This is a genomic window from Streptomyces sp. NPDC025833, assembly GCF_055558055.1.
Genome location: NZ_JBVHNF010000018.1, coordinates 108,102 through 126,548 on the forward strand (window position 1 = coordinate 108,102; position 18,447 = coordinate 126,548).

12 protein-coding genes are annotated in these 18,447 nt (G+C 72.9%); 2 read left to right on the plus strand and 10 right to left on the minus strand.

What is annotated here, in order from left to right:
- Nucleotides 1-27 precede the first annotated feature (27 nt).
- From ACZ4K2_RS29280 to ACZ4K2_RS29315, 8 genes are all read right to left on the minus strand, one after another.
- Complete coding sequence (locus ACZ4K2_RS29280; protein ID WP_467469558.1) at nucleotides 28-744, minus strand: ABC transporter ATP-binding protein; 717 nt, start codon at nucleotides 742-744, stop codon at nucleotides 28-30.
- The gene (locus ACZ4K2_RS29285) at nucleotides 741-1,712 is read right to left on the minus strand and encodes an ABC transporter ATP-binding protein (protein WP_467469560.1); all 972 of its coding nucleotides are present in this window, start codon (nucleotides 1,710-1,712) and stop codon (nucleotides 741-743) included. The genes ACZ4K2_RS29280 and ACZ4K2_RS29285 overlap by 4 nt, the downstream gene beginning before the upstream one ends.
- Nucleotides 1,713-1,717: 5 nt before the next feature.
- A complete protein-coding gene (locus ACZ4K2_RS29290) occupies nucleotides 1,718-3,544 on the minus strand; it encodes a branched-chain amino acid ABC transporter permease (RefSeq protein ID WP_467469562.1) in 1,827 nt (608 codons plus the stop codon).
- A 5-nt stretch (nucleotides 3,545-3,549) separates the two neighbouring features.
- Nucleotides 3,550-4,479, minus strand: coding sequence for a branched-chain amino acid ABC transporter permease (locus tag ACZ4K2_RS29295; protein ID WP_467469564.1), 930 nt, complete (start codon nucleotides 4,477-4,479; stop codon nucleotides 3,550-3,552).
- A gap of 107 nt (nucleotides 4,480-4,586) precedes the next feature.
- Entirely contained in the window at nucleotides 4,587-5,822 is a 1,236-nt protein-coding gene (locus ACZ4K2_RS29300; RefSeq protein ID WP_467469566.1) for a branched-chain amino acid ABC transporter substrate-binding protein, read from the minus strand.
- Between the two features lie 678 nt (nucleotides 5,823-6,500).
- Entirely contained in the window at nucleotides 6,501-6,941 is a 441-nt protein-coding gene (locus ACZ4K2_RS29305; protein WP_467469568.1) for a hypothetical protein, read from the minus strand.
- A gap of 79 nt (nucleotides 6,942-7,020) precedes the next feature.
- Nucleotides 7,021-7,512, minus strand: a complete 492-nt coding sequence (locus ACZ4K2_RS29310; RefSeq protein WP_467469570.1) for a hotdog fold thioesterase — start codon at nucleotides 7,510-7,512, stop codon at nucleotides 7,021-7,023.
- A gap of 45 nt (nucleotides 7,513-7,557) precedes the next feature.
- Nucleotides 7,558-9,861: an FdhF/YdeP family oxidoreductase gene (locus tag ACZ4K2_RS29315; protein WP_467469572.1), complete on the minus strand. Its 2,304-nt coding sequence runs from the start codon at nucleotides 9,859-9,861 to the stop codon at nucleotides 7,558-7,560.
- A gap of 343 nt (nucleotides 9,862-10,204) precedes the next feature.
- On the opposite strand from ACZ4K2_RS29315, the gene polA reads away from it, so the two are divergent.
- Entirely contained in the window at nucleotides 10,205-12,931 is a 2,727-nt protein-coding gene (gene polA / locus ACZ4K2_RS29320; RefSeq protein WP_467469574.1) for a DNA polymerase I, read from the plus strand.
- A gap of 1,017 nt (nucleotides 12,932-13,948) precedes the next feature.
- On the opposite strand, the gene ACZ4K2_RS29325 is transcribed toward polA, so the two are convergent.
- Nucleotides 13,949-14,818, minus strand: coding sequence for a DUF4184 family protein (locus ACZ4K2_RS29325; RefSeq protein WP_467469576.1), 870 nt, complete (start codon nucleotides 14,816-14,818; stop codon nucleotides 13,949-13,951).
- A gap of 318 nt (nucleotides 14,819-15,136) precedes the next feature.
- Between ACZ4K2_RS29325 and ACZ4K2_RS29330 the strand changes: the two genes are divergently transcribed.
- Nucleotides 15,137-17,023 (plus strand): lytic transglycosylase domain-containing protein, encoded by a 1,887-nt coding sequence (locus tag ACZ4K2_RS29330; RefSeq protein ID WP_467469578.1) that lies wholly within the window; start codon nucleotides 15,137-15,139, stop codon nucleotides 17,021-17,023.
- 209 nt (nucleotides 17,024-17,232) lie between these two features.
- On the opposite strand, the gene ACZ4K2_RS29335 is transcribed toward ACZ4K2_RS29330, so the two are convergent.
- On the minus strand, nucleotides 17,233-18,447 hold a 1,215-nt coding region (locus ACZ4K2_RS29335; protein WP_467769981.1), incomplete at its 5' end, for an ATP-dependent helicase C-terminal domain-containing protein.

The following is an 18,447-nucleotide window of genomic DNA, read 5'->3' on the forward strand; positions in this document are numbered from 1 at the left end:
GTCGCGTCGGGCGGGCCGTCCGCCGGGTCAGTCCTCGCCCAGGTACGCCTTCCGCACCGACTCGTCGTGCAGCAGGTCCTGGCCGGTGCCGGACAGGACGATGCTGCCGACCTCCATGACGTGCCCCCGGTCGGCCAGCGAGAGCGCCGCCTGCGCGTTCTGCTCGATGAGCAGGATCGTCATGCCCTGCGACTTCAGCTCCGCGATGGTCGCCATGATCTTCTGCATCATGATCGGCGACAGGCCCATCGACGGCTCGTCCAGCATCAGCAGCTTCGGCTGGGACATCAGGGCCCGGCCCATCGCCAGCATCTGCTGCTCACCGCCCGAGAGGGTGCCCGCGGCCTGCCTGCGGCGCTCCCCGAGGATGGGGAAGAGGTCGTAGGCGCGCTGGATGTCCTTCTCGATGCCCGGCTTGTCGTTGCGCAGGAACGCGCCGAGGCGCAGGTTGTCCTCGATGCTCATGCGCGGGAAGATGTGCCGCCCCTCGGGGGAGTGGGCGAGGCCCAGCGAGACCACCTGGTGCGGCGGGATCTTCTTCAGCGACCTGCCGTCGAACCTGATCTGGCCGCCGACCGGCTTCAGCAGTCCGGACAGGGTGCGCAGGGTGGTGGTCTTGCCGGCGCCGTTGGTGCCGATGAGGGTGACCACCTGGCCGGCCTCGACCTTGAAGGATATGCCCTTGACGGCCTCGATCTTGCCGTAGGCGACCCGCAGGTCCTCGACTTCGAGCAGTGCGGTCATCGGTCGTTCTCCTTGCCGGGCTCGCCGGGCGCGGTGTCCTGCGTGGTCCCGGCGGATCCGCCGGGGGTGGCGTCCGTCGCGGCCGGCGGTCCGGCCTGGGCTCCGGCGTGCGCCTCGGCGGCCTCGACCTCGGCGACCTCCTCGGCGCCGGGGGCGTTCTCGAAGGGCTCACCGAGGTAGGCCGCGATCACGCGTTCGTCGCCCTGGACGGTGGCGCTGTCGCCTTCGATCAGCTTCTGGCCCTGCACGAGCACGGCCACGCGGTCGCACAGGTTGAAGATGAAGCGCATGTCGTGCTCGATGACGAGGACGGCGATGCCCATGTCGCGGATGGCGAAGACCAGTTCCTCGGTGGTGCGGGTCTCCTGGGGGTTCATGCCGGCGGTCGGCTCGTCGAGGAGGAGCAGGCCGGGTTCGCTGGCGAGGGCGCGGGCGATCTCCAGCTTGCGCTGCTCGCCGTAGGGCAGGTTGCGGGCGAGGTGCTCGGACTTGTGGTCCAGGCCCACGAAGCGCAGCAGTTCCATGGCCCGGTCCCGGGAGGCCTTCTCGGCCCGGTGGAAGCCGGGGCCGCGCAGGACGGCCGACCAGAAGCCCTCCTTGGTGCGGGTGTGGCGGCCGACGAGGACGTTCTCCAGGACGGTCATGTTGGCGAAGAGCCGGATGTTCTGGAAGGTGCGGGCGATGCCGGCGGCGGTCACCTTGAAGGACTTGGGCGGCAGGACGTCGCCCTTGTACCGGACCTCGCCCTCGGTGGGGACGTACAGGCCGGTCAGGCAGTTGAAGAAGGTGGTCTTGCCGGCGCCGTTGGGGCCGATGAGGCCGACGATCTCACCGGCGTTGACGGTGAGGTCGACGCCGCGTACGGCGGTGAGGCCGCCGAAGCGCATGGTCACGCCGCGGGCGTCGAGGACGGTCTCGCCGGGCACGGCTGCCGCGGCGGTGTCCTTCGGGGTGGTGTCGGTGGTCATGGTGGTCAGGCCCCCGCCTTCGTCAGGAGGGTGGGCGCTTCCGCGTCTTCGTGGAATTCGAGCTGGCGGCGCCGGTTGGGGATGAGGCCCTCGGGGCGGAAGCGCATGAGCAGGATGAGCGCGAGGCCGAAGGCGAAGAGCTGGTAGTTGCCCAGGAACTGGAGCTTGTTGGGGATGAGGAAGAGCAGGGCCGCGCCGATCAGGGGTCCGCTGATGGTGCCCATGCCGCCGAGGACGACCGCGGCGAGCAGGAAGGCGGAGTTGGGCGGGATGGGTCCGGCGAAGAGGTACTGCTCGGGGGTCACGGTGTAGGTGACGTGGGCCTGCACGGTGCCGGCGAGGCCGGCGAGCGAGGCGCCGACGGCGAAGGCGATGAGCTTGACCCGGAAGCCGTTGATGCCCATGGCGAGGGCGGCGGTCTCGTCCTCGCGGATGGCCACCCAGGCGCGTCCGATGCGGGAGTTGCCGCTGCGGCGGAAGACCAGCACCACGACGGCGGTGATGAGCAGCATCAGGAAGAAGTAGTTGGCGAAGCGGCCGATGGTGAAGCCGCCCATGTCGTGCTGGGCGCCGAAGTCGAAGCCGAGCACGTCGAGGTTGGGGACCGAGGAGACGCCGTTGGAGCCGTTGGTGAGGTCGGGTCCGGAGGTGCCGTCGAGGTTGTTCGCGGTGATGCGGAAGATCTCACCGAAGCCGAGGGTGACGATGGCGAGGTAGTCGCCGCGCAGGCGCAGTGTCGGGGCGCCGATCAGCACGCCGAAGACGAGCGAGGCGGCGGCGCCGACCAGGACGGCGGCCCAGAAGGGGAAGTGGACGTCGAACGGCGAGCTGGGGGAGCCGGAGACCAGGGCCGCGGCGTAGGCGCCGACGCCGAGGAAGGCGACGTAGCCGAGGTCGAGGAGGCCGGCGAGGCCGACGACGATGTTGAGGCCGAGGGCGACGGTGGCGAAGATCAGGATGTAGACGCCGAGGGTCGCGTACTGGTCGTCGGTCTGGGTGAAGGGGAACAGCACCGCCGCGACGAAGGCGCCGCAGATGGTGATGTTCTGGTGCCGGGCGGCGATCTGCGAGGCGTGGGCGATCAGTCCGGCCTTGTTGAGGGCGGCGAAGCAGAGGCCGGCGGTGATCAGGAAGCCGATGAACTGCTCGTCGTACTCGGTGCCGATGCCGTAGGTGAAGACGATCAGGCCGACGGCGAGCATCGCGACGATGATCAGGATCTCGGCGTACGAGGGGAGCGCGGGCACGGGGCGGGGCGAGCCGCCGGTGAAGACCGCCTTGGTGGTCTCCCACTGGTGGGCGGCGCCGTGCTTGAACTTCTCCCAGCCGGTGTCGTCGGGGTCGATCGGGTCGGGCTCGGGCCGCCGGAAGGGCAGCGCGAGCGCACCGGCCAGGGCGGCGAGGCTGCCGGCGGCGGCGACGAAGCCGCCCGGTTCGAGGTTGACGACCCCGCCGAGTTCGGTGCTGATGGAGATGACCGTGTACCAGGCGGTGGCGAAGGTGGCCAGGGTGGCGAACTTCAGGGCGGCGTCGGGGCCGGCGGGGGCGAGCCGGCCGAGGCCGCGGACGCCGTAGGCGGTGAGCGCGAACAGGGCGGCGAGGATCGCGCCGACGAGGACGAGGACCTGGAGGCCGCCCGGGTAGCCGTAGACGGTGAGGTCGCCGGGGAACTCGGCGGTCCAGGTCCAGGCGAGGAACGTCGAGACGATGGTGAGCGCGCTGCCGCCGAGGGCGAGGGCGAGGGCCGCCTTGCGGGGCAGGGGGAGCAGGCCGGTCCCGGCAGGGGCCTCGTGGGCGCCGGGGGTTTCGGGTGCGGTGGTCTGTGTGGTCATCGGTCTCACGCCCTGTCCGCGACGCGCTCGCCGAGCAGGCCCTGTGGCCTGAACAGCAGTACGAGGATGAGGAGTACGAAGGCCCAGACGTCGGCCCAGGACTGGCTGCCGAACTTGTCCATGCCCGGAATGTCGGAGATGTAGGCGGTGGCCAGGGTCTCGGCCACGCCCAGGACCACACCGCCGATCATCGCGCCGTAGATGTTGCCGATGCCGCCGAGGACGGCCGCGGTGAAGGCCTTCAGGCCGAGGATGAAGCCCATGCGGAAGTTGATCTCGCCGTACTTCAGGCCGTAGGCGACGGAGCCGACCGCGGCGAACGCGGCGCCGAGCGCGAACGCGATCACGATGATGCGGTCGGTGTTGACGCCCATCAGCTTGGCGGTGTCCGGGTCCTGCGCGGTGGCCTGCATGCCGCGGCCGGTGCGGGTCTTCATCACGAAGTAGGCGAGGATCGCCATGCTGAGGGGGGCCGCGACGACGAGGAAGATGTCGCCGGTCTGGATCGTGACGCTGCCGATCTCGAACGGGCCGCCGGAGATCTGCGGAAAGGTGCGCGCGGACTTCGCCTCGGGGTACCAGGCCCACACGGCCTGCTGGAGCGCGAGGGAGAGGCCGATGGCCGTGATGAGGGGCGCGAGGCGCGGCGCGGTGCGCAGGGGGCGGTAGGCGAACCGTTCCGCCCCGACGGCGATGGCGACCGCGACGACGACGGCTCCGACGATCATCAGCGGCAGCGCGATCCACATGCTGGTGCCGCCGGGGAGCCAGAGCCAGACGGTGAGCGCGCCGAAGGCTCCCGTCATGAATATCTCGCCGTGGGCGAAGTTGATGAGCTGGACGATGCCGTAGACCATTGTGTAGCCGATGGCGACCAGCCCGTACATGGATCCTAGTAGCAGGCCGTTGACCAGCTGCTGCGGCAGTTCGTTCACCGCATGTCCTCCGAGCGTTCGGAAAGTGCGAGGGATGTGGCCGGATGCGCGCACGCGCGGGGCGCCAGTGGAACAGCGCCCCGCGCGGCTCGTGGTGCGGGCTGGGGTCAGCCGTTGTAGGTACCGGACTTGACGGGCACCCAGGCACCGTTCTTCACGGCGTACACGGTGAGCTGCTTGTTGGTCGCGTCGCCGAACTCGTCGAAGGAGACCTTGCCGGTCACACCGTCGAAGGAGACGCCCTGCATGGCCTCGGTGATCTTGGCGCGGGCGTCGGAGGGCAGCTCGCCGCCGTTGGCGTCGACGACCTTCTTCACGGCCTCGATGACGGACCAGGCGGAGTCGTAGGCGTAACCGCCGTAGGCGGAGTACTCCTCCTTGTAGCCGGCGGCCTTGTAGTCCGCGACGAACTGCTTGGCGGAGGGGAGGTCCTCGACCGGCGCGCCGACGGAGGTGGAGAGGTCGCCGGTGGCCTCGGAGCCCGCCAGCTTCATGAACGTGTCGTCCTTGACGCCGTCGCCGCCGATGAGCGGGATCTTGGCGCCGGCGGCCTTGATCTGCCTGCTGAGCGGGCCGGCCTGCGGGTACTCGCCGCCGTAGTAGACGATCTCGGCACCGGAGTTCTTCACCTTGGTGGCGACCGCGGAGAAGTCCTTGGCGTCGGGGTTGATGTGCTCGGTGCCGACCACCGTGCCGCCGAGCTTCTTGAACTCGCCGGTGAAGGTCGCGGCGAGGCCGGAGCCGTAGGTCTTCTTGTCGTCGATGACGAAGACCTTCTTCTTCTTGACGGTGTTGAAGACGTACTGGGCGGCGAACGGGCCCTGGATGGCGTCCGTGGTCGCGGTGCGGAAGTACGACTTGTAGCCGCGGACCTTCTTGTTCTGCCAGTCGGGGCCCTGGGTGAGGCCCGGGCCGGTGTTGGCGGGGGAGACCTGGACCAGCTTGGCGTCGTCGAAGACCTTCTGCATCGACTCGGCGACCGAGGAGTTCAGCGGGCCGACGACGCCGAGCACCTCCTTCTCGGAGACGAACTTGGAGGCGTTCTGCTGGCCGGCGGACGGCTGCGCCTGGTCGTCGAGTGCCTCGATCTTGAAGGTGACGCCCTTGACGAAGTTCTGCTTGTTGGCGTTCTTCGTGGCGAGGTCCGCCGAGTTCTTGATGCCGAGGCCCATGGCGGACAGGTCGCCGGTCAGAGGAGCGTCGACGCCGATGACCACGGTGGTGCCGCCGCCGGCGGAGTCCGAGTCCTTCTTGTCGCCGCCGTCGCGCGAGCCGCAGGCGGTGAGGGTGAGCGCTCCCGCCGCCAGCGCGGCGGTGATGGCGATAAGCGAACGTTGACGCACGATCAGTCCTTTCCCCAGGCACAACCGCCTCCCCGTGGAAGCGGCCGAGTCGCGCGCCGCGCTGAATTGGGCAATCCGAAGGCGCGGTGACTGGCCGTGACTCTAGGCGTGTGTGGACAACGTGGAGGAGTGTCTGACCGAGGCTGTGACGCTCTTGTTATGACACGACGTAATGCACAGCGGTACTTCGTGGGTGGGAAGGCGGAATTCAGGTGGATTCGTGACGTCCGCATTCTGAGAACCCGCAGGACCGGCCTTGATCATTTCAGGCGTCTCGGCGGTTATGCTGATGACGGATCCCCGTTGCCACGGGCGACTTCCAGGGCCCGGAAGAGGGGTCTCGCGGGGGGTGGGTCCGGAGTGGGGATCCGCTCCCGTATTGCGTGCGCATTACGCACAGTTACGCCGGGGAAAAGGGATCCGGCGTTCCGGGGGACTTCCCCGCATTTCGGCACGTGCATCGTTATCGTGATCTTGTGGGCCGAACCGGCTTTTGTCTGGAGCGGAATTGCGGGTTCCGTGGTCGGGGAGAGTGCCGCGTACGGCCGCGTCACGCACGTCACGGTGGCGGGCGGCCGCGATGTCACGCTCAGTAGGACGAGAGGCGCGAGCCGTGCGGCGGGGCATGCTCGTCGGGGAGGCGGGTGTCCACGCCGGGCTCCGGCGCCACCGCGCCGCTCAGGACCAGGGGTGTCCGGTCGGGCCCCCTCGGCGGTAGCGGGCGGTGCAGGCGGCACGGACCCGACGGTCCGTCACCAGGCGTGCCTCGGCTCTCCCCCGGCGTCGTGCGACGGCTCGTCCGGTGGCCACCGCGTCCCGGAGGATGTCGTACTGCCCGTGGGACAGGCCCATCGACTGGTAGTCCCCGTAGGTGCCGCCGTCGAGCGCCTCGCGCGCCCAGTGTCCGACGAGCCTCGTGCACAGGGCCGCGCCGGAGGCGGGCGCGGGGGAGCCGGCGGGGGACGCGGGTCCCGGGGAACGGGAGGGGACCGCGGTGCCCGGGGCGCGGGAGGGGGTGGCGGGGTTCCCGGGGATGGCGCAGCCGGCCGCGGCGCACAGCGACGCCAGCGCGAGCGCCAGGAATCCCACCCCCGGCAGGGGGCCTCCTCGCCGTCCCATGCGCCGAAACTACGGGCAGGCGCGGCGAGGGGCAACACCCGGGCGGAACACGGGACTTGTCTCCCGCCCGGGCGGCGGATCAGCTTCCGGTGGACGCCACCGGCGCCTCGTCGCCCGGGCGCACGTCCCGCAGCAGGCAGGTCAGCCGCGCGGAACAGACCCGGCGGCCCTCCTCGTCGCTGATCACGATCTCGTACGTCGCCGTCGACCGGCCCCGGTGCACCGGCGTGGCCACGCCCGTCACCAGCCCCGAGCGGACCCCGCGGTGGTGCGTGCAGTTCAGGTCCACGCCCACCGCGATCTTCGAGCTGCCGCCGTGCAGCATCGCGCCGACCGAGCCCAGGGTCTCCGCCAGCACCGCGGAGGCGCCGCCGTGCAGCAGGCCGTACGGCTGGGTGTTGCCCTCGACCGGCATGGTCCCGACGACCTTCAGCGCCGACGCCTCCACGATCTGCACGCCCATCCGCGTGCCCAGGTGACCGGCCGAGAACAGGGCGGGCAGGTCCACACCGAGCGCCGCGTACTCGTCGAGGACCTCCTGCGGGAACTTCACTCGCTGCTGCTCACCCATGGGCCGGCTCCGTCCTTGTCCACGTCCAGGTCGCTGAGCAAACGCTCAGTCGGCAGCCGATTGTTCCAGACGGCCCCCGGAGTGCTCCTCCAGCCGTACGACGACGGACTTGCTGGCCGGGGTGTTGCTGGTGTCGGCGGTGGCGTCCAGCGGCACCAGCACGTTCGTCTCCGGGTAGTACGCGGCCGCGCACCCGCGTGCCGTCGGGTACAGCACGACCCGGAACCCGGGCGCCCGCCGCTCCACCCCGTCCCGCCACTCGCTCACCAGGTCGACGTACGCGCCCTCGGCGACGCCGAGCGACCGCGCGTCCTCGGGGTGCACGAGCACCACCCGGCGCCCGCCCGTGACCCCCCGGTAGCGGTCGTCCAGCCCGTAGATCGTGGTGTTGTACTGGTCGTGCGAGCGCAGGGTCTGCAACAGCAGCCGGCCCGCGGGCAGTTCCGGGAACTCCACCGGCGCCGCCGTGAAGTTCGCCTTGCCCGTGGCCGTCGGGAAGCGGCGCTCGTCGCGCGGGGCGTGCGGCAGCGCGAAACCGCCGGGCCGGGCCACGCGCGCGTTGAAGTCCTCGAAACCGGGGATCACGCGCGCGATCCGGTCCCGGACGGCCGCGTAGTCCCTCGCGAACTCCTCCCACGGCACCACGCTGCGCTCGCCGAGCACCCGGCGCGCCAGACCGCAGACGATGGCCGGCTCGGACCGGAGCGACGCACCGGCCGGCCGCAGGCGGCCACGGGAGGCGTGCACCATGCCCATGGAGTCCTCCACCGTCACGAACTGCTCGCCGGACTCCTGCACATCGCGCTCGGTGCGGCCCAGCGTCGGCAGGATCAGCGCCCGCGCGCCCGTGACCACGTGGGAGCGGTTCAGCTTGGTCGAGACGTGCACGGTCAGCCGTGCGCGGCGCATCGCCGCCTCGGTGACGTCGGTGTCCGGCGAGGCGGACACGAAGTTGCCGCCCATGGCGAAGAAGACCTTCGCCTCGCCGTCGCGCAGCGCGCGGATCGCCCGTACGACGTCGAGCCCGTGCTCGCGCGGCGGCGCGAACCCGAACTCCTTCTCCAGGGCGTCCAGGAAGGCCGGCGCGGGCCGTTCGAAGATGCCCATGGTGCGGTCACCCTGCACGTTGCTGTGCCCGCGCACCGGGCAGACGCCCGCGCCCGGCCGGCCGATGTTGCCGCGCAGCAGCAGGAAGTTGACCACCTCGCGGATGGTCGGGACGGCGTGCTTGTGCTGGGTGAGGCCCATGGCCCAGCAGACGATGGTCCGCTCGGAGGCGAGGACCATGCCGAGGGCCCGCTCGATCTCCGCGCGCGTGAGGCCGGTCGCCGCGAGCGTCTCGTCCCAGTCGGCGCCGCGCGCGGCGGCGGCGAACTCCTCGAAGCCGTGGGTGTGCTCGCGGACGAAGTCCTCGTCGACCGCGCCGTCCGCCTCCAGGATCAGCCGGTTGAGCAGCCGGAACAGCGCCTGGTCGCCGCCGATGCGGATCTGCAGGAACAGGTCGGTGAGGGAGGCGCCCTTGAGGAGGCCCTGCGGGGTCTGCGGGTTCTTGAAGCGCTCCAGGCCCGCCTCGGGCAGCGGATTGACGCTGATGACCTTCGCGCCGTTCGCCTTGGCCTTCTCCAGCGCGGAGAGCATGCGCGGGTGGTTCGTGCCCGGGTTCTGGCCGGCCACGATGATCAGGTCGGCCCGGTACAGGTCCTCCAGCAGGACGCTGCCCTTGCCGACCCCGATGGTCTCGCCGAGCGCCGACCCGGACGACTCGTGGCACATGTTCGAGCAGTCCGGCAGGTTGTTCGTGCCCAGCTCGCGCGCGAAGAGCTGGTACAGGAAGGCGGCCTCGTTGCTGGTCCGGCCCGAGGTGTAGAAGAGGGCCTCGTCCGGCGAGCCGAGGGCGGCGATCTCCTCGGCGACGATGTCGAAGGCCCGCTCCCAGGACACCGGCTCGTAGTGCGTGCCGCCCTCGGGCAGGTACATGGGGTGCGTGAGCCGGCCCTGCTGGCCCAGCCAGTAGCCGCTGCGGCCGGAGAGGTCCGCGACGGAGTGCGCGGCGAAGAACTCGGGGGTGACCCGGCGCAGCGTGGCCTCCTCGGCGACCGCCTTGGCGCCGTTCTCGCAGAACTCCGCCGCGTGCCGGTGGTCCGGCTCCGGCCAGGCGCAGCCGGGGCAGTCGAAGCCGTCCTTCTGGTTCACCCGCAGCAGGGTCAGCGCGGTGCGCCTGACACCCATCTGCCGCTGCGCGGCGCGCAGGGTGTGCCCGATGGCGGGCAGCCCCGCTGCGGCGTGCTTCGGCTCCGTGACCTGCGGCGCGTCCTGAACCGGATCACCCTTGGGCGGCTTCGTCGCCATCGCACGCTCCCCTTCGACTGCGTGTGAGAAGTACGCCGACGATCCTCCCACGGGGCACCGACAACCGTGCCGGGCGGTCGGGAGGGGGAACGGCACCGCCGGCCTCAGTCCTGCCTCCGGCGCCTCCCGCGCTTCCCGGGCCTCGCGGGCCTCCTCCGTCACTCGCGTTCCCGCGGCTTCCCCGGCCGAGCCCCGGCCCCTTCCCGTGGCGCCCGCTTCCCCGGCCGGGTTCCCCCGCTGCGGCGCCGCCCCTCGCCGTGCGCCCGCGCCCGCCGTGGCGGCGCTCACATCGCCCCGGGGCGGGCGGCCCGCACTGTCGGTGCGGCGTGGCAGGATCGGGGACGTGGCGAAGACAGCACCGAAGCAGACCGACAAGACCCCCGGCGGGACCCGTCCCCGGCTGATGCTCATGGACGGGCACTCGCTGGCCTACCGCGCGTTCTTCGCGCTGCCCGCGGAGAATTTCACGACCGCGACCGGCCAGCCGACGAACGCGATCTACGGCTTCGCGTCGATGCTGGCCAACACCCTGCGTGACGAGGAGCCCACGCACTTCGCGGTCGCCTTCGACGTCTCCCGCAAGACCTGGCGCTCCGAGCGGTTCACCGAGTACAAGGCGAACCGTTCCAAGACCCCGGACGAGTTCCGCGGCCAGGTCGAGCTGATCGGCGAGCTGCTCGACGCGATGCACGCGCCGCGCTTCGCGGTGGAGGGCTTCGAGGCGGACGACGTCATCGCCACCCTCGCCACCCAGGCCGAGGCCGGGGGCTTCGAGGTGCTGATCGTCACCGGCGACCGCGACTCCTTCCAGCTGGTCACCGAGAACACCACCGTGCTCTACCCGACGAAGGGCGTCTCGGAGCTGACCCGGTTCACCCCGGAGAAGGTTCTCGAGAAGTACGGGTTGACGCCCGCCCAGTACCCGGACTTCGCGGCCCTGCGCGGCGACCCGTCCGACAACCTCCCCGGCATCCCCGGCGTCGGCGAGAAGACCGCCGCGAAGTGGATCAACCAGTTCGGCTCCTTCGCGGAGCTGGTCGAGCGCGTCGACGAGGTCAAGGGCAAGGCCGGGCAGAACCTCCGCGACCACCTGGAGGCGGTCAAGCTCAACCGGCTGCTCACCGAGCTGGAGCGGCAGGTCGAGCTGCCGAAGGCGGTCACCGACCTGGAGCGGGCCCCGTACGACCGCAAGGCCGTCGCGACGGTCCTGGACACCCTGGAGATCCGCAACCCCTCGCTGCGCGAGCGCCTCTACGCCGTCGACCCCGGCACGGAGGAGGCCGAGGCCGCCCCGGTCACCGCCGACGGCGTCGAGATCGACGGCACCGTCCTGGGCACCGGCGAGCTGGCCCCCTGGCTCGCCGAGCACGGCACCGGGACCCTGGGCGTCGCCACCGTGGACACCTGGGCGCTGGGCACCGGCTCGGTCGCCGAGGTCGCCCTCGCCGCCGAGGGGGGAGCGGCGGCCTGGTTCGACCCGTCCGAGCTGGACGAGGCCGACGAGAACGCGTTCGCGGCCTGGCTGGCCGACGCGGGCCGCCCCAAGGTGCTGCACAACGCCAAGGGCGCCATGCGCGTCCTCGCCGAGCACGGCTGGTCCGTCGACGGCGTCGCCATGGACACCGCGCTCGCCGCCTACCTGGTCAAGCCGGGCCGCCGCTCCTTCGACCTGGACGCGCTCTCCCTGGAGTACCTGCACCGGGAGCTGGGCCCCGCCGCCGCGGCCGACGGCCAGCTGGCCTTCGGCGCGGACGACGGCGCCGAGGCCGAGGCCCTGATGGTCCAGGCCCGCGCGGTCCTCGACCTCGGCGAGGCGTTCCGGACCCGCCTGGAGGAGGTGGGCGCGGCCGACCTCCTGCGGGACGTGGAGCTCCCGACGTCCGTCCTGCTCGCCCGCATGGAGCGGCACGGCATCGCGGCCGACCGCACGCACCTGGACGCGATGGAGCAGATGTTCGCGGGCGCGGTGCAGCAGGCCGTGAAGGAGGCGCACGCGGCGGCCGGCCACGAGTTCAACCTCGGCTCGCCCAAGCAGCTCCAGCAGGTCCTCTTCGAGGAGCTGGCCCTGCCGAAGACGAAGAAGACCAAGACCGGCTACACCACGGACGCCGACGCCCTCGCCTGGCTCGCCACCCACACCGACAACGAACTGCCGGTGATCATGCTCCGGCACCGCGAGCAGGCGAAGCTGCGGGTCACCGTCGAGGGCCTGATCAAGACCATCGCGGGCGACGGCCGTATCCACACCACGTTCAACCAGACGGTGGCCGCGACCGGCCGGCTGTCCTCCACGGACCCGAACCTCCAGAACATCCCGGTCCGCACGGACGAGGGCCGGGCGATCCGCCGCGGCTTCGTGGTCGGCGAGGGCTTCGAGTCCCTGATGACCGCGGACTACAGCCAGATCGAACTGCGCGTGATGGCCCACCTGTCGGAGGACGAGGGCCTGATCCGGGCGTTCACCTCCGGTGAGGACCTGCACACCACGGCCGCCTCCCAGGTGTTCGGCGTGGAGCCGGGCGCGGTGGACGCGGAGATGCGCCGCAAGATCAAGGCCATGTCGTACGGCCTCGCCTACGGCCTGTCCGCGTTCGGCCTCTCCCAGCAGCTCAACATCGAGGCGGGCGAGGCCCGCGCCCTGATGGACGCGTACTTCGAGCGGTTCGGCGGGGTCCGGGACTACCTGCGCCGGGCGGTCGACGAGGCGCGGGCGACGGGCTACACGGCGACGCTGTTCGGGCGCCGCCGCTACCTCCCCGACCTCAACAGCGACAACCGCCAGCGCCGCGAGGCGGCCGAGCGGATGGCCCTCAACGCACCCATCCAGGGCACGGCGGCGGACATCGTGAAGATCGCCATGCTCAAGGTGGACGGCGCGCTGCGGGAGGCGGACCTCAAGTCCCGCATGCTCCTCCAGGTGCACGACGAAATCGTCCTGGAGATCGCCCCCGGCGAGCGGGCGGCCACGGAGGAGATCGTCCGCCGCGAGATGGCGGGCGCGGTACGGCTGAACGCCCCGCTGGACGTCTCGGTGGGCGTCGGCCCGGACTGGGAGTCGGCCGCGCACTGAGCCGGCCCCCGGGGTCGTGGAGGGACAGCGGGGAGCGGGTAGGGGCGTCGCGGCGCCCGCACCTGCTCCGCCGCCGTCGAGCAGGCGGCCGCCTGCGCCGGTCGTGCCGCCGTCCCGGAGGGCCGGGGTGCCCCGCCTCGGCCCCGGGTGCCACGACCCGGCAGCACGGCCCCCGGCCGGATCCACCGCCGTGACCACGACCGGGCGCACCGCAGGACCCGGGGAGCCGCTGCCGGCGGGGTGACGCGGCGCGGCGGGAGCCGACCACCGCGAGCGCACCCACGGCAGATGCCGCGCGGGCCGGGCGACCGCCCCGAGCCGGGCTCGGGGCCCTGGGTCTGGGTGTAGGGCCGGGTGGTGGGCTTGTGCCCGGCCATGGAGCCGGGTGGTGGGCCCAGGTCCGGCCGTCGAGTCGGACGGCGGCCTTGGGCCTGGCTGTAGGGCCGGGTGGTGGGCTTGTGCCCGGCCATGGAGCCGGGCGGTGGGCCCAGGTCCGGCCGTCGAGTCGGACGGCGGCCCTGGACCTGGCTGTAGGGCCGGGTGGTGGGCTTGTGCCCGGCCGTGCAGCCGAGCGGCGGGACCAGGCACCGCGGTGCCTTGACCCACCCGTGGGAACAGGCCGAACCCCCGGGCGGACCGTCACTCTCGTGGTTCCCGCCAAAGTGCCCCGCACCCCCCGCAGCCGCAACACTGCGGGCATGGGTATACGCATGCTTCACCGCCGGACGCCCGAGGCAGTCACCGGGGTCCGGGCGGTCACCGCCTCGGCGCAGGCCCTGCCCCCAGCGCCGGTCCCGGCCCTCGCGGCCGACGCAAGCACCGTCCGCATCCCGGCCGACCCGGCCACGTCCGTCCGCGCCGTCGCCAGGAACCTGCGGCGCGCACTCGCCGGCCGTCCGGCCCGCCTGCCCGACTGGCGCCAGTGGTCCGACCTGGCCCGCGGCTATCTCGCCCTCACCCTGAGCCTGCTGCCGAGATCCCGCCCCCGGTCCACCCTCACGGTGTTCGTCGCCTCCCTCAGCGGACGGCCGCCCGCCCCCGGCCCTCACCGGCCACCCCACCGCGATCCCCGGGATCACCGGGACCGCCGGCCGGACGCCGGACCCTGACCCACACCGCGTACAGCGACAACCCCAGGAGCAGCCCGGCGCCCACCCCGAAGCACAGGGTGGGCACCAGTTCCCACGGCCGCCCGGCCGCGCCCCGCCGCTCCCGCCACCGTGCCGCCCGCTGCACCGCCGCCACCGGCGCGCAGCCGCCGATCAGCGCGAGCGCCCACCAGCGGTCCGGCCCGGACAGCGCGGGCACCCCCGCCGGCGGCCCGGCCGGCGCCCGGCGCACCGCGCGTACCACGAACACCACCAGGAACACGGCCGCCGCCAGGGACGACCCGTACTGCAGCCAGGTGAACAGCGGCACACCCGCCGGGCGGTACCGCCCGATGGCCGGAACGAGCCGCGTCCCCCACCGGTCGTGATGCGTGAACGCGTCCCACACCACATGGGTGAGCGCCCCGGCCACCGCGGAGCCGTACCACCGGGCCACCGACGCGGCCCCCACGCGCGCGCGTGGCGCGCCGCAGCGCAACAGGGCGGCGGGCCGGCCCTGCCGGGCCCGGGGCAGCAGCGCGAGCAACGGCTCCCGGACCAGCAGCCACAGCCCCGCGAGCGCCCAGGCGATGGCCACGTCGACCGTGACGACCCCGGTGAACGCGTGCGTGACCGCGCCGAACTCCATCCCGCCGTGCAGGACGCCCGCCGAGTAGTACGGCAGGTCGGGCGCGAAGGAGCCCGCGACGAGCACCGACGGCACCAGGCGCCCCCGGCCGCTGCCGTCCCGGCGGATCGCGGGCAGCACGGCCGCCGCATGGCTGAGGGTGAACGGCATCGAAGCCTCCCAGGCGTTCGGCGGGCCGGACCTCGGTGCCGGAGTGCGGGCCCGCACAGTATGAGTGACGCCGTTCCGGGGGACGCGTCCCGGCGACAGTCGGCCAACCGGTGAAAACCGGGCGGCAACGGGTGCCCGCTCACAGCAAGTTGTCGTAGGGTCGCCTGCGGCGCCGTGGCGGGCGCACGGTCGTGCGCACGCCGCACGGACCAAACGCGGAACAGGGGCAACCAGAACACCGGGTCAACCGTCACACCTGAGCGAGGCGGACAGCGAGCGCAGAGGGACGCACCGGCGTCCATGGGAGGGGTTCACTCTATGGCGGCGCATTTCGGCAGGCGGCTGCGCAAGGGGGCGGCGACGACCGCCGTGGCCGCGGCAGCGGTCGCGGCTCTGTCCGCGTCCCAGGCTCCGGGAGCGACCGGCGAGGAACCCCAGGACAGACAGACGTCGGCCGGCGCCGCCGCCTCCGTACCCGGCGACGACGGCAACGCCGGTGGCAACGCCACCGGCAACTCCCCCTACTACACGGACCTGCCGCCGCTGCGCAGCCCCGAGCCCGGCCCCTCGCCGAGCGTCGGCTCCACCCTCCCCGGCACCGGGGGCAGGACCGGCGCCGGCATTCCCGCGACGGTCCTGGACGCGTACCGGAAGGCCGCCGCCGAACTGCGCGCCGCCAAGCCCGGCTGCAATCTGCCCTGGCAACTGCTCGCCGCCATCGGCAACGTGGAGTCCGGTCAGGCCCGCGGCGGCCAGGTGGACGCCGACGGCACCACGCTGCACCGGATCCTGGGCCCGCAGCTCGACGGCAACGGCTTCGCGCTCATCCCGGACACCGACAACGGCGCGTACGACGGCAACAGCTCCTACGACCAGGCCGTCGGCCCCATGCAGTTCATCCCGTCGACCTGGGCCTGGGCCGGCCGCGACGGCAACGGGGACGGCGAGAAGGACCCCAACAACATCTACGACGCCGCGCTCGCCGCGGGCCACTACCTGTGCCGCAACAGCTGGGACATGTCGACGCAGGAGGGCCTGCACCGGGCGATCCTCAGCTACAACAACTCGCAGGACTACCTCGCCCTGGTCCTGAACTGGGTGGAGTACTACCGCAGGGGCACCCACACCGTCCCCGACGGCACCGGCGGCGTGCCCGAGCACCGCAGCGACGAGGACTCCGGCCGCACGGTGTTTCCGATCCCCTCGCCGCCGAGGACCGAGCCGGCCCCCAAGCCCCACAAGCCGTCGCACGAAGACGGCAAGGGCGACAGCGGTAAGGGTGACGGCGGCAAGGGCGACAGCGGCAAGGGTGACAGCGGCAAGGGCGACGGCGGTAAGGGCGGAAAGGACGACGGCGGCAAGGGCAACGGCGGTCACGAGACCCCCGACCCCAAGCCGCCCAAACCGCCGGTCCCGCCGACGCCCCCGACCCCGCCGACGCCCCCGACCCCGCCGACCCACACCGACCTGGTCGACCACCTGGCGGACGCGGGGACGAAACAGCTCACGGCCATGGCCGGCGACGCCTTCACCGAGCGGATCGGCGCCCGCGCCGAGACCAAGGCCGGCAAGTCCGTCGCCAAGATCAGGGTCCGCTTCACCATCACCGGCGACACGGACGCCACCTTCACCGGCGGCGAGACCGTGGCCACGGTCGCCACCGACGCCAAGGGCGTCGCGCTCGCCCCGGCGCTCCAGGCCGGCGAGAAGACCGGCGACTTCAAGGTGACCGCGGCCGTGGTGGGCCGCTCGGTCAAGGGCGTCGACTACACGGCGAGCGTCACCGCGCGCGCCGCCGACACCCTGGCCCGCACCGGCGACGCCCCGCTGACCTGCACCCCGGGGGGCGAGTTCGCCGGCCAGGTCCAGGTGAAGGCGACGTACAAGGGCGCCGTCGCGGACAAGGTCGAGGCCACCGCCACCCTCGTCAAGTCCGCCGCGGACGCCGCGGAGAACGACAAGGGCCCCTACTTCAAGGACGCCGACGGCAAGCCCGTCCGCACGCTCACCGGCCTCCGGACCGACGCCGAGGGCCTGCTCACGCTGCCGAAGCTGTACGCCGACGAGGCCACCGGCACCTACCTGCTCCGCCTCACCACCGCGGGCGGTGCCACGCTCACCGTGGAGCTGGAGGTCGCCGCCGCCGAGGAAGCCCCGCAGAGCCCGTCCCCCAGCCCCTCCACCCCGGCGAAGGACGCCTCCTGACGCCCACGCACCGGCACAGGGCGCCCTCCCCGCTCCGGCGGGGAGGGCGCCCTCGTTCGTGCGCGCGCCGCGGTTCTCATCGCGCCCGGCCGTCGCCACAGCACCTGACACCTCGTCAGGAAACCGTCACGTCACCGACCGACCATCGGGAGGCCCGCACCCGCCACCCGCGGGCCCGGCGCCCGCCCGGCCCGCGTAACCCGAGCCGGTCAGCGCCTGAGCCGGGCGTTGGTGTGCCGGGTGGGCTCGGCGGCCGCCGGATCCTCCGGCCACGGGTGCTTCGGGTACCGCCCGCGCAGTTCGGCGCGTACGGCGCGGTACCCGTCCGCCCAGAAGGAGGCGAGGTCGGCCGTGACGGCGGCGGGGCGCCCGGCGGGGGAGAGGAGGTGCACGAGCAGCGGCACGCCCGCCACCGCCGGGGTCTCCCGCAGGCCGAACATCTCCTGGAGCTTGACGGCCAGGACCGGACGCCCGGGGTCCCGGTAGTCGATCCGGATCCTGGACCCGCTCGGCACGGTGATCCGCTCGGGCGCCAGCTCGTCCAGCCGGGCGGCCTCCCCGCCGGCCCAGGGGAGCAGCCGCCCGAGGGCCTGCCCGGCGTCGATCCGGGCCAGCTCGGCCCGCCGCCGGGCGCGGCTCAGCTCGGGTTCCAGCCACTCGTCCACGCGCGCGTGCAGGGCCGTGTCCGAGACGTCCGGCCAGGGTTCCCCGAGGCGCGCGCGCAGGAACGCCAGCCGCTGCCGCAGCACCACGGCGTCCGCGGTCCAGCGGAGCAACCCCGGCCCCTCCTGCCGGAGTCCGTCGAGGAGGGCCGCGCGGACGAGTGCCGGGTCGGCGTCCCTCAGAGGGCGGACGGCCAGCTCGATCGCGCCCAGCCGTTCGACGTGCCGGGCCACGACGTCCCCGCCGGCCCAGCGCACCTCGTCGCCCTCCGTCAGCAGCGCCCCGGCGGCGGCCCGGGCCCCGTCCTCGTCCAGGGCCGCCCCGAGCAGCACGCGCGCGTGGCCCGTGCCGGAGGGCCGGTCGGCGACGGCCACGACGATCCAGGGGGCGTCGCGCAGGGCCGACCCGGCGGACAGCTCGGCCCGGGTACCGGACGCCATGAGGTACGACCCCCCGTCGAGCCTGGCGACGCGCTCGGGGAACGCCAGCGCGGCGACCAGCCCGGCGAGCCCGTCCGACCCCCCGGCCTCCGGACCGCCCCCGGCGGAGACCGCCGCCCCGCGCCGGTCCGAACCGCCGGCCCTCGGACCGGCCCCGGCGGAAGCCGTCACCCCTCGCCCGTCCGGGCCGCCGGCCCCCGGACCGCCCCCGGCGGAGACCACGGCCCCGCGCCGGTCCGAACCGCCGGCCCTCGGACCGGCCCCGGCGGAAGCCGTCACCCCTCGCCCGTCCGGGCCGCCGGCCCCCGGACCGCCCCCCGC

What these genes read in the sequence shown, in the direction of transcription:
- ACZ4K2_RS29290 (WP_467469562.1), bottom strand. Translation starts at nt 3,544, where the DNA reads ATGACCACACAGACCACCGCACCCGAAACCCCCGGCGCCCACGAGGCC.
- ACZ4K2_RS29285 (WP_467469560.1), bottom strand. Translation starts at nt 1,712, where the DNA reads ATGACCACCGACACCACCCCGAAGGACACCGCCGCGGCAGCCGTGCCC.
- ACZ4K2_RS29310 (WP_467469570.1), bottom strand. Translation starts at nt 7,512, where the DNA reads ATGGGTGAGCAGCAGCGAGTGAAGTTCCCGCAGGAGGTCCTCGACGAG.
- ACZ4K2_RS29325 (WP_467469576.1), bottom strand. Translation starts at nt 14,818, where the DNA reads ATGCCGTTCACCCTCAGCCATGCGGCGGCCGTGCTGCCCGCGATCCGC.
- ACZ4K2_RS29305 (WP_467469568.1), bottom strand. Translation starts at nt 6,941, where the DNA reads ATGGGACGGCGAGGAGGCCCCCTGCCGGGGGTGGGATTCCTGGCGCTC.
- ACZ4K2_RS29330 (WP_467469578.1), top strand. Translation starts at nt 15,137, where the DNA reads ATGGCGGCGCATTTCGGCAGGCGGCTGCGCAAGGGGGCGGCGACGACC.
- ACZ4K2_RS29280 (WP_467469558.1), bottom strand. Translation starts at nt 744, where the DNA reads ATGACCGCACTGCTCGAAGTCGAGGACCTGCGGGTCGCCTACGGCAAG.
- ACZ4K2_RS29315 (WP_467469572.1), bottom strand. Translation starts at nt 9,861, where the DNA reads ATGGCGACGAAGCCGCCCAAGGGTGATCCGGTTCAGGACGCGCCGCAG.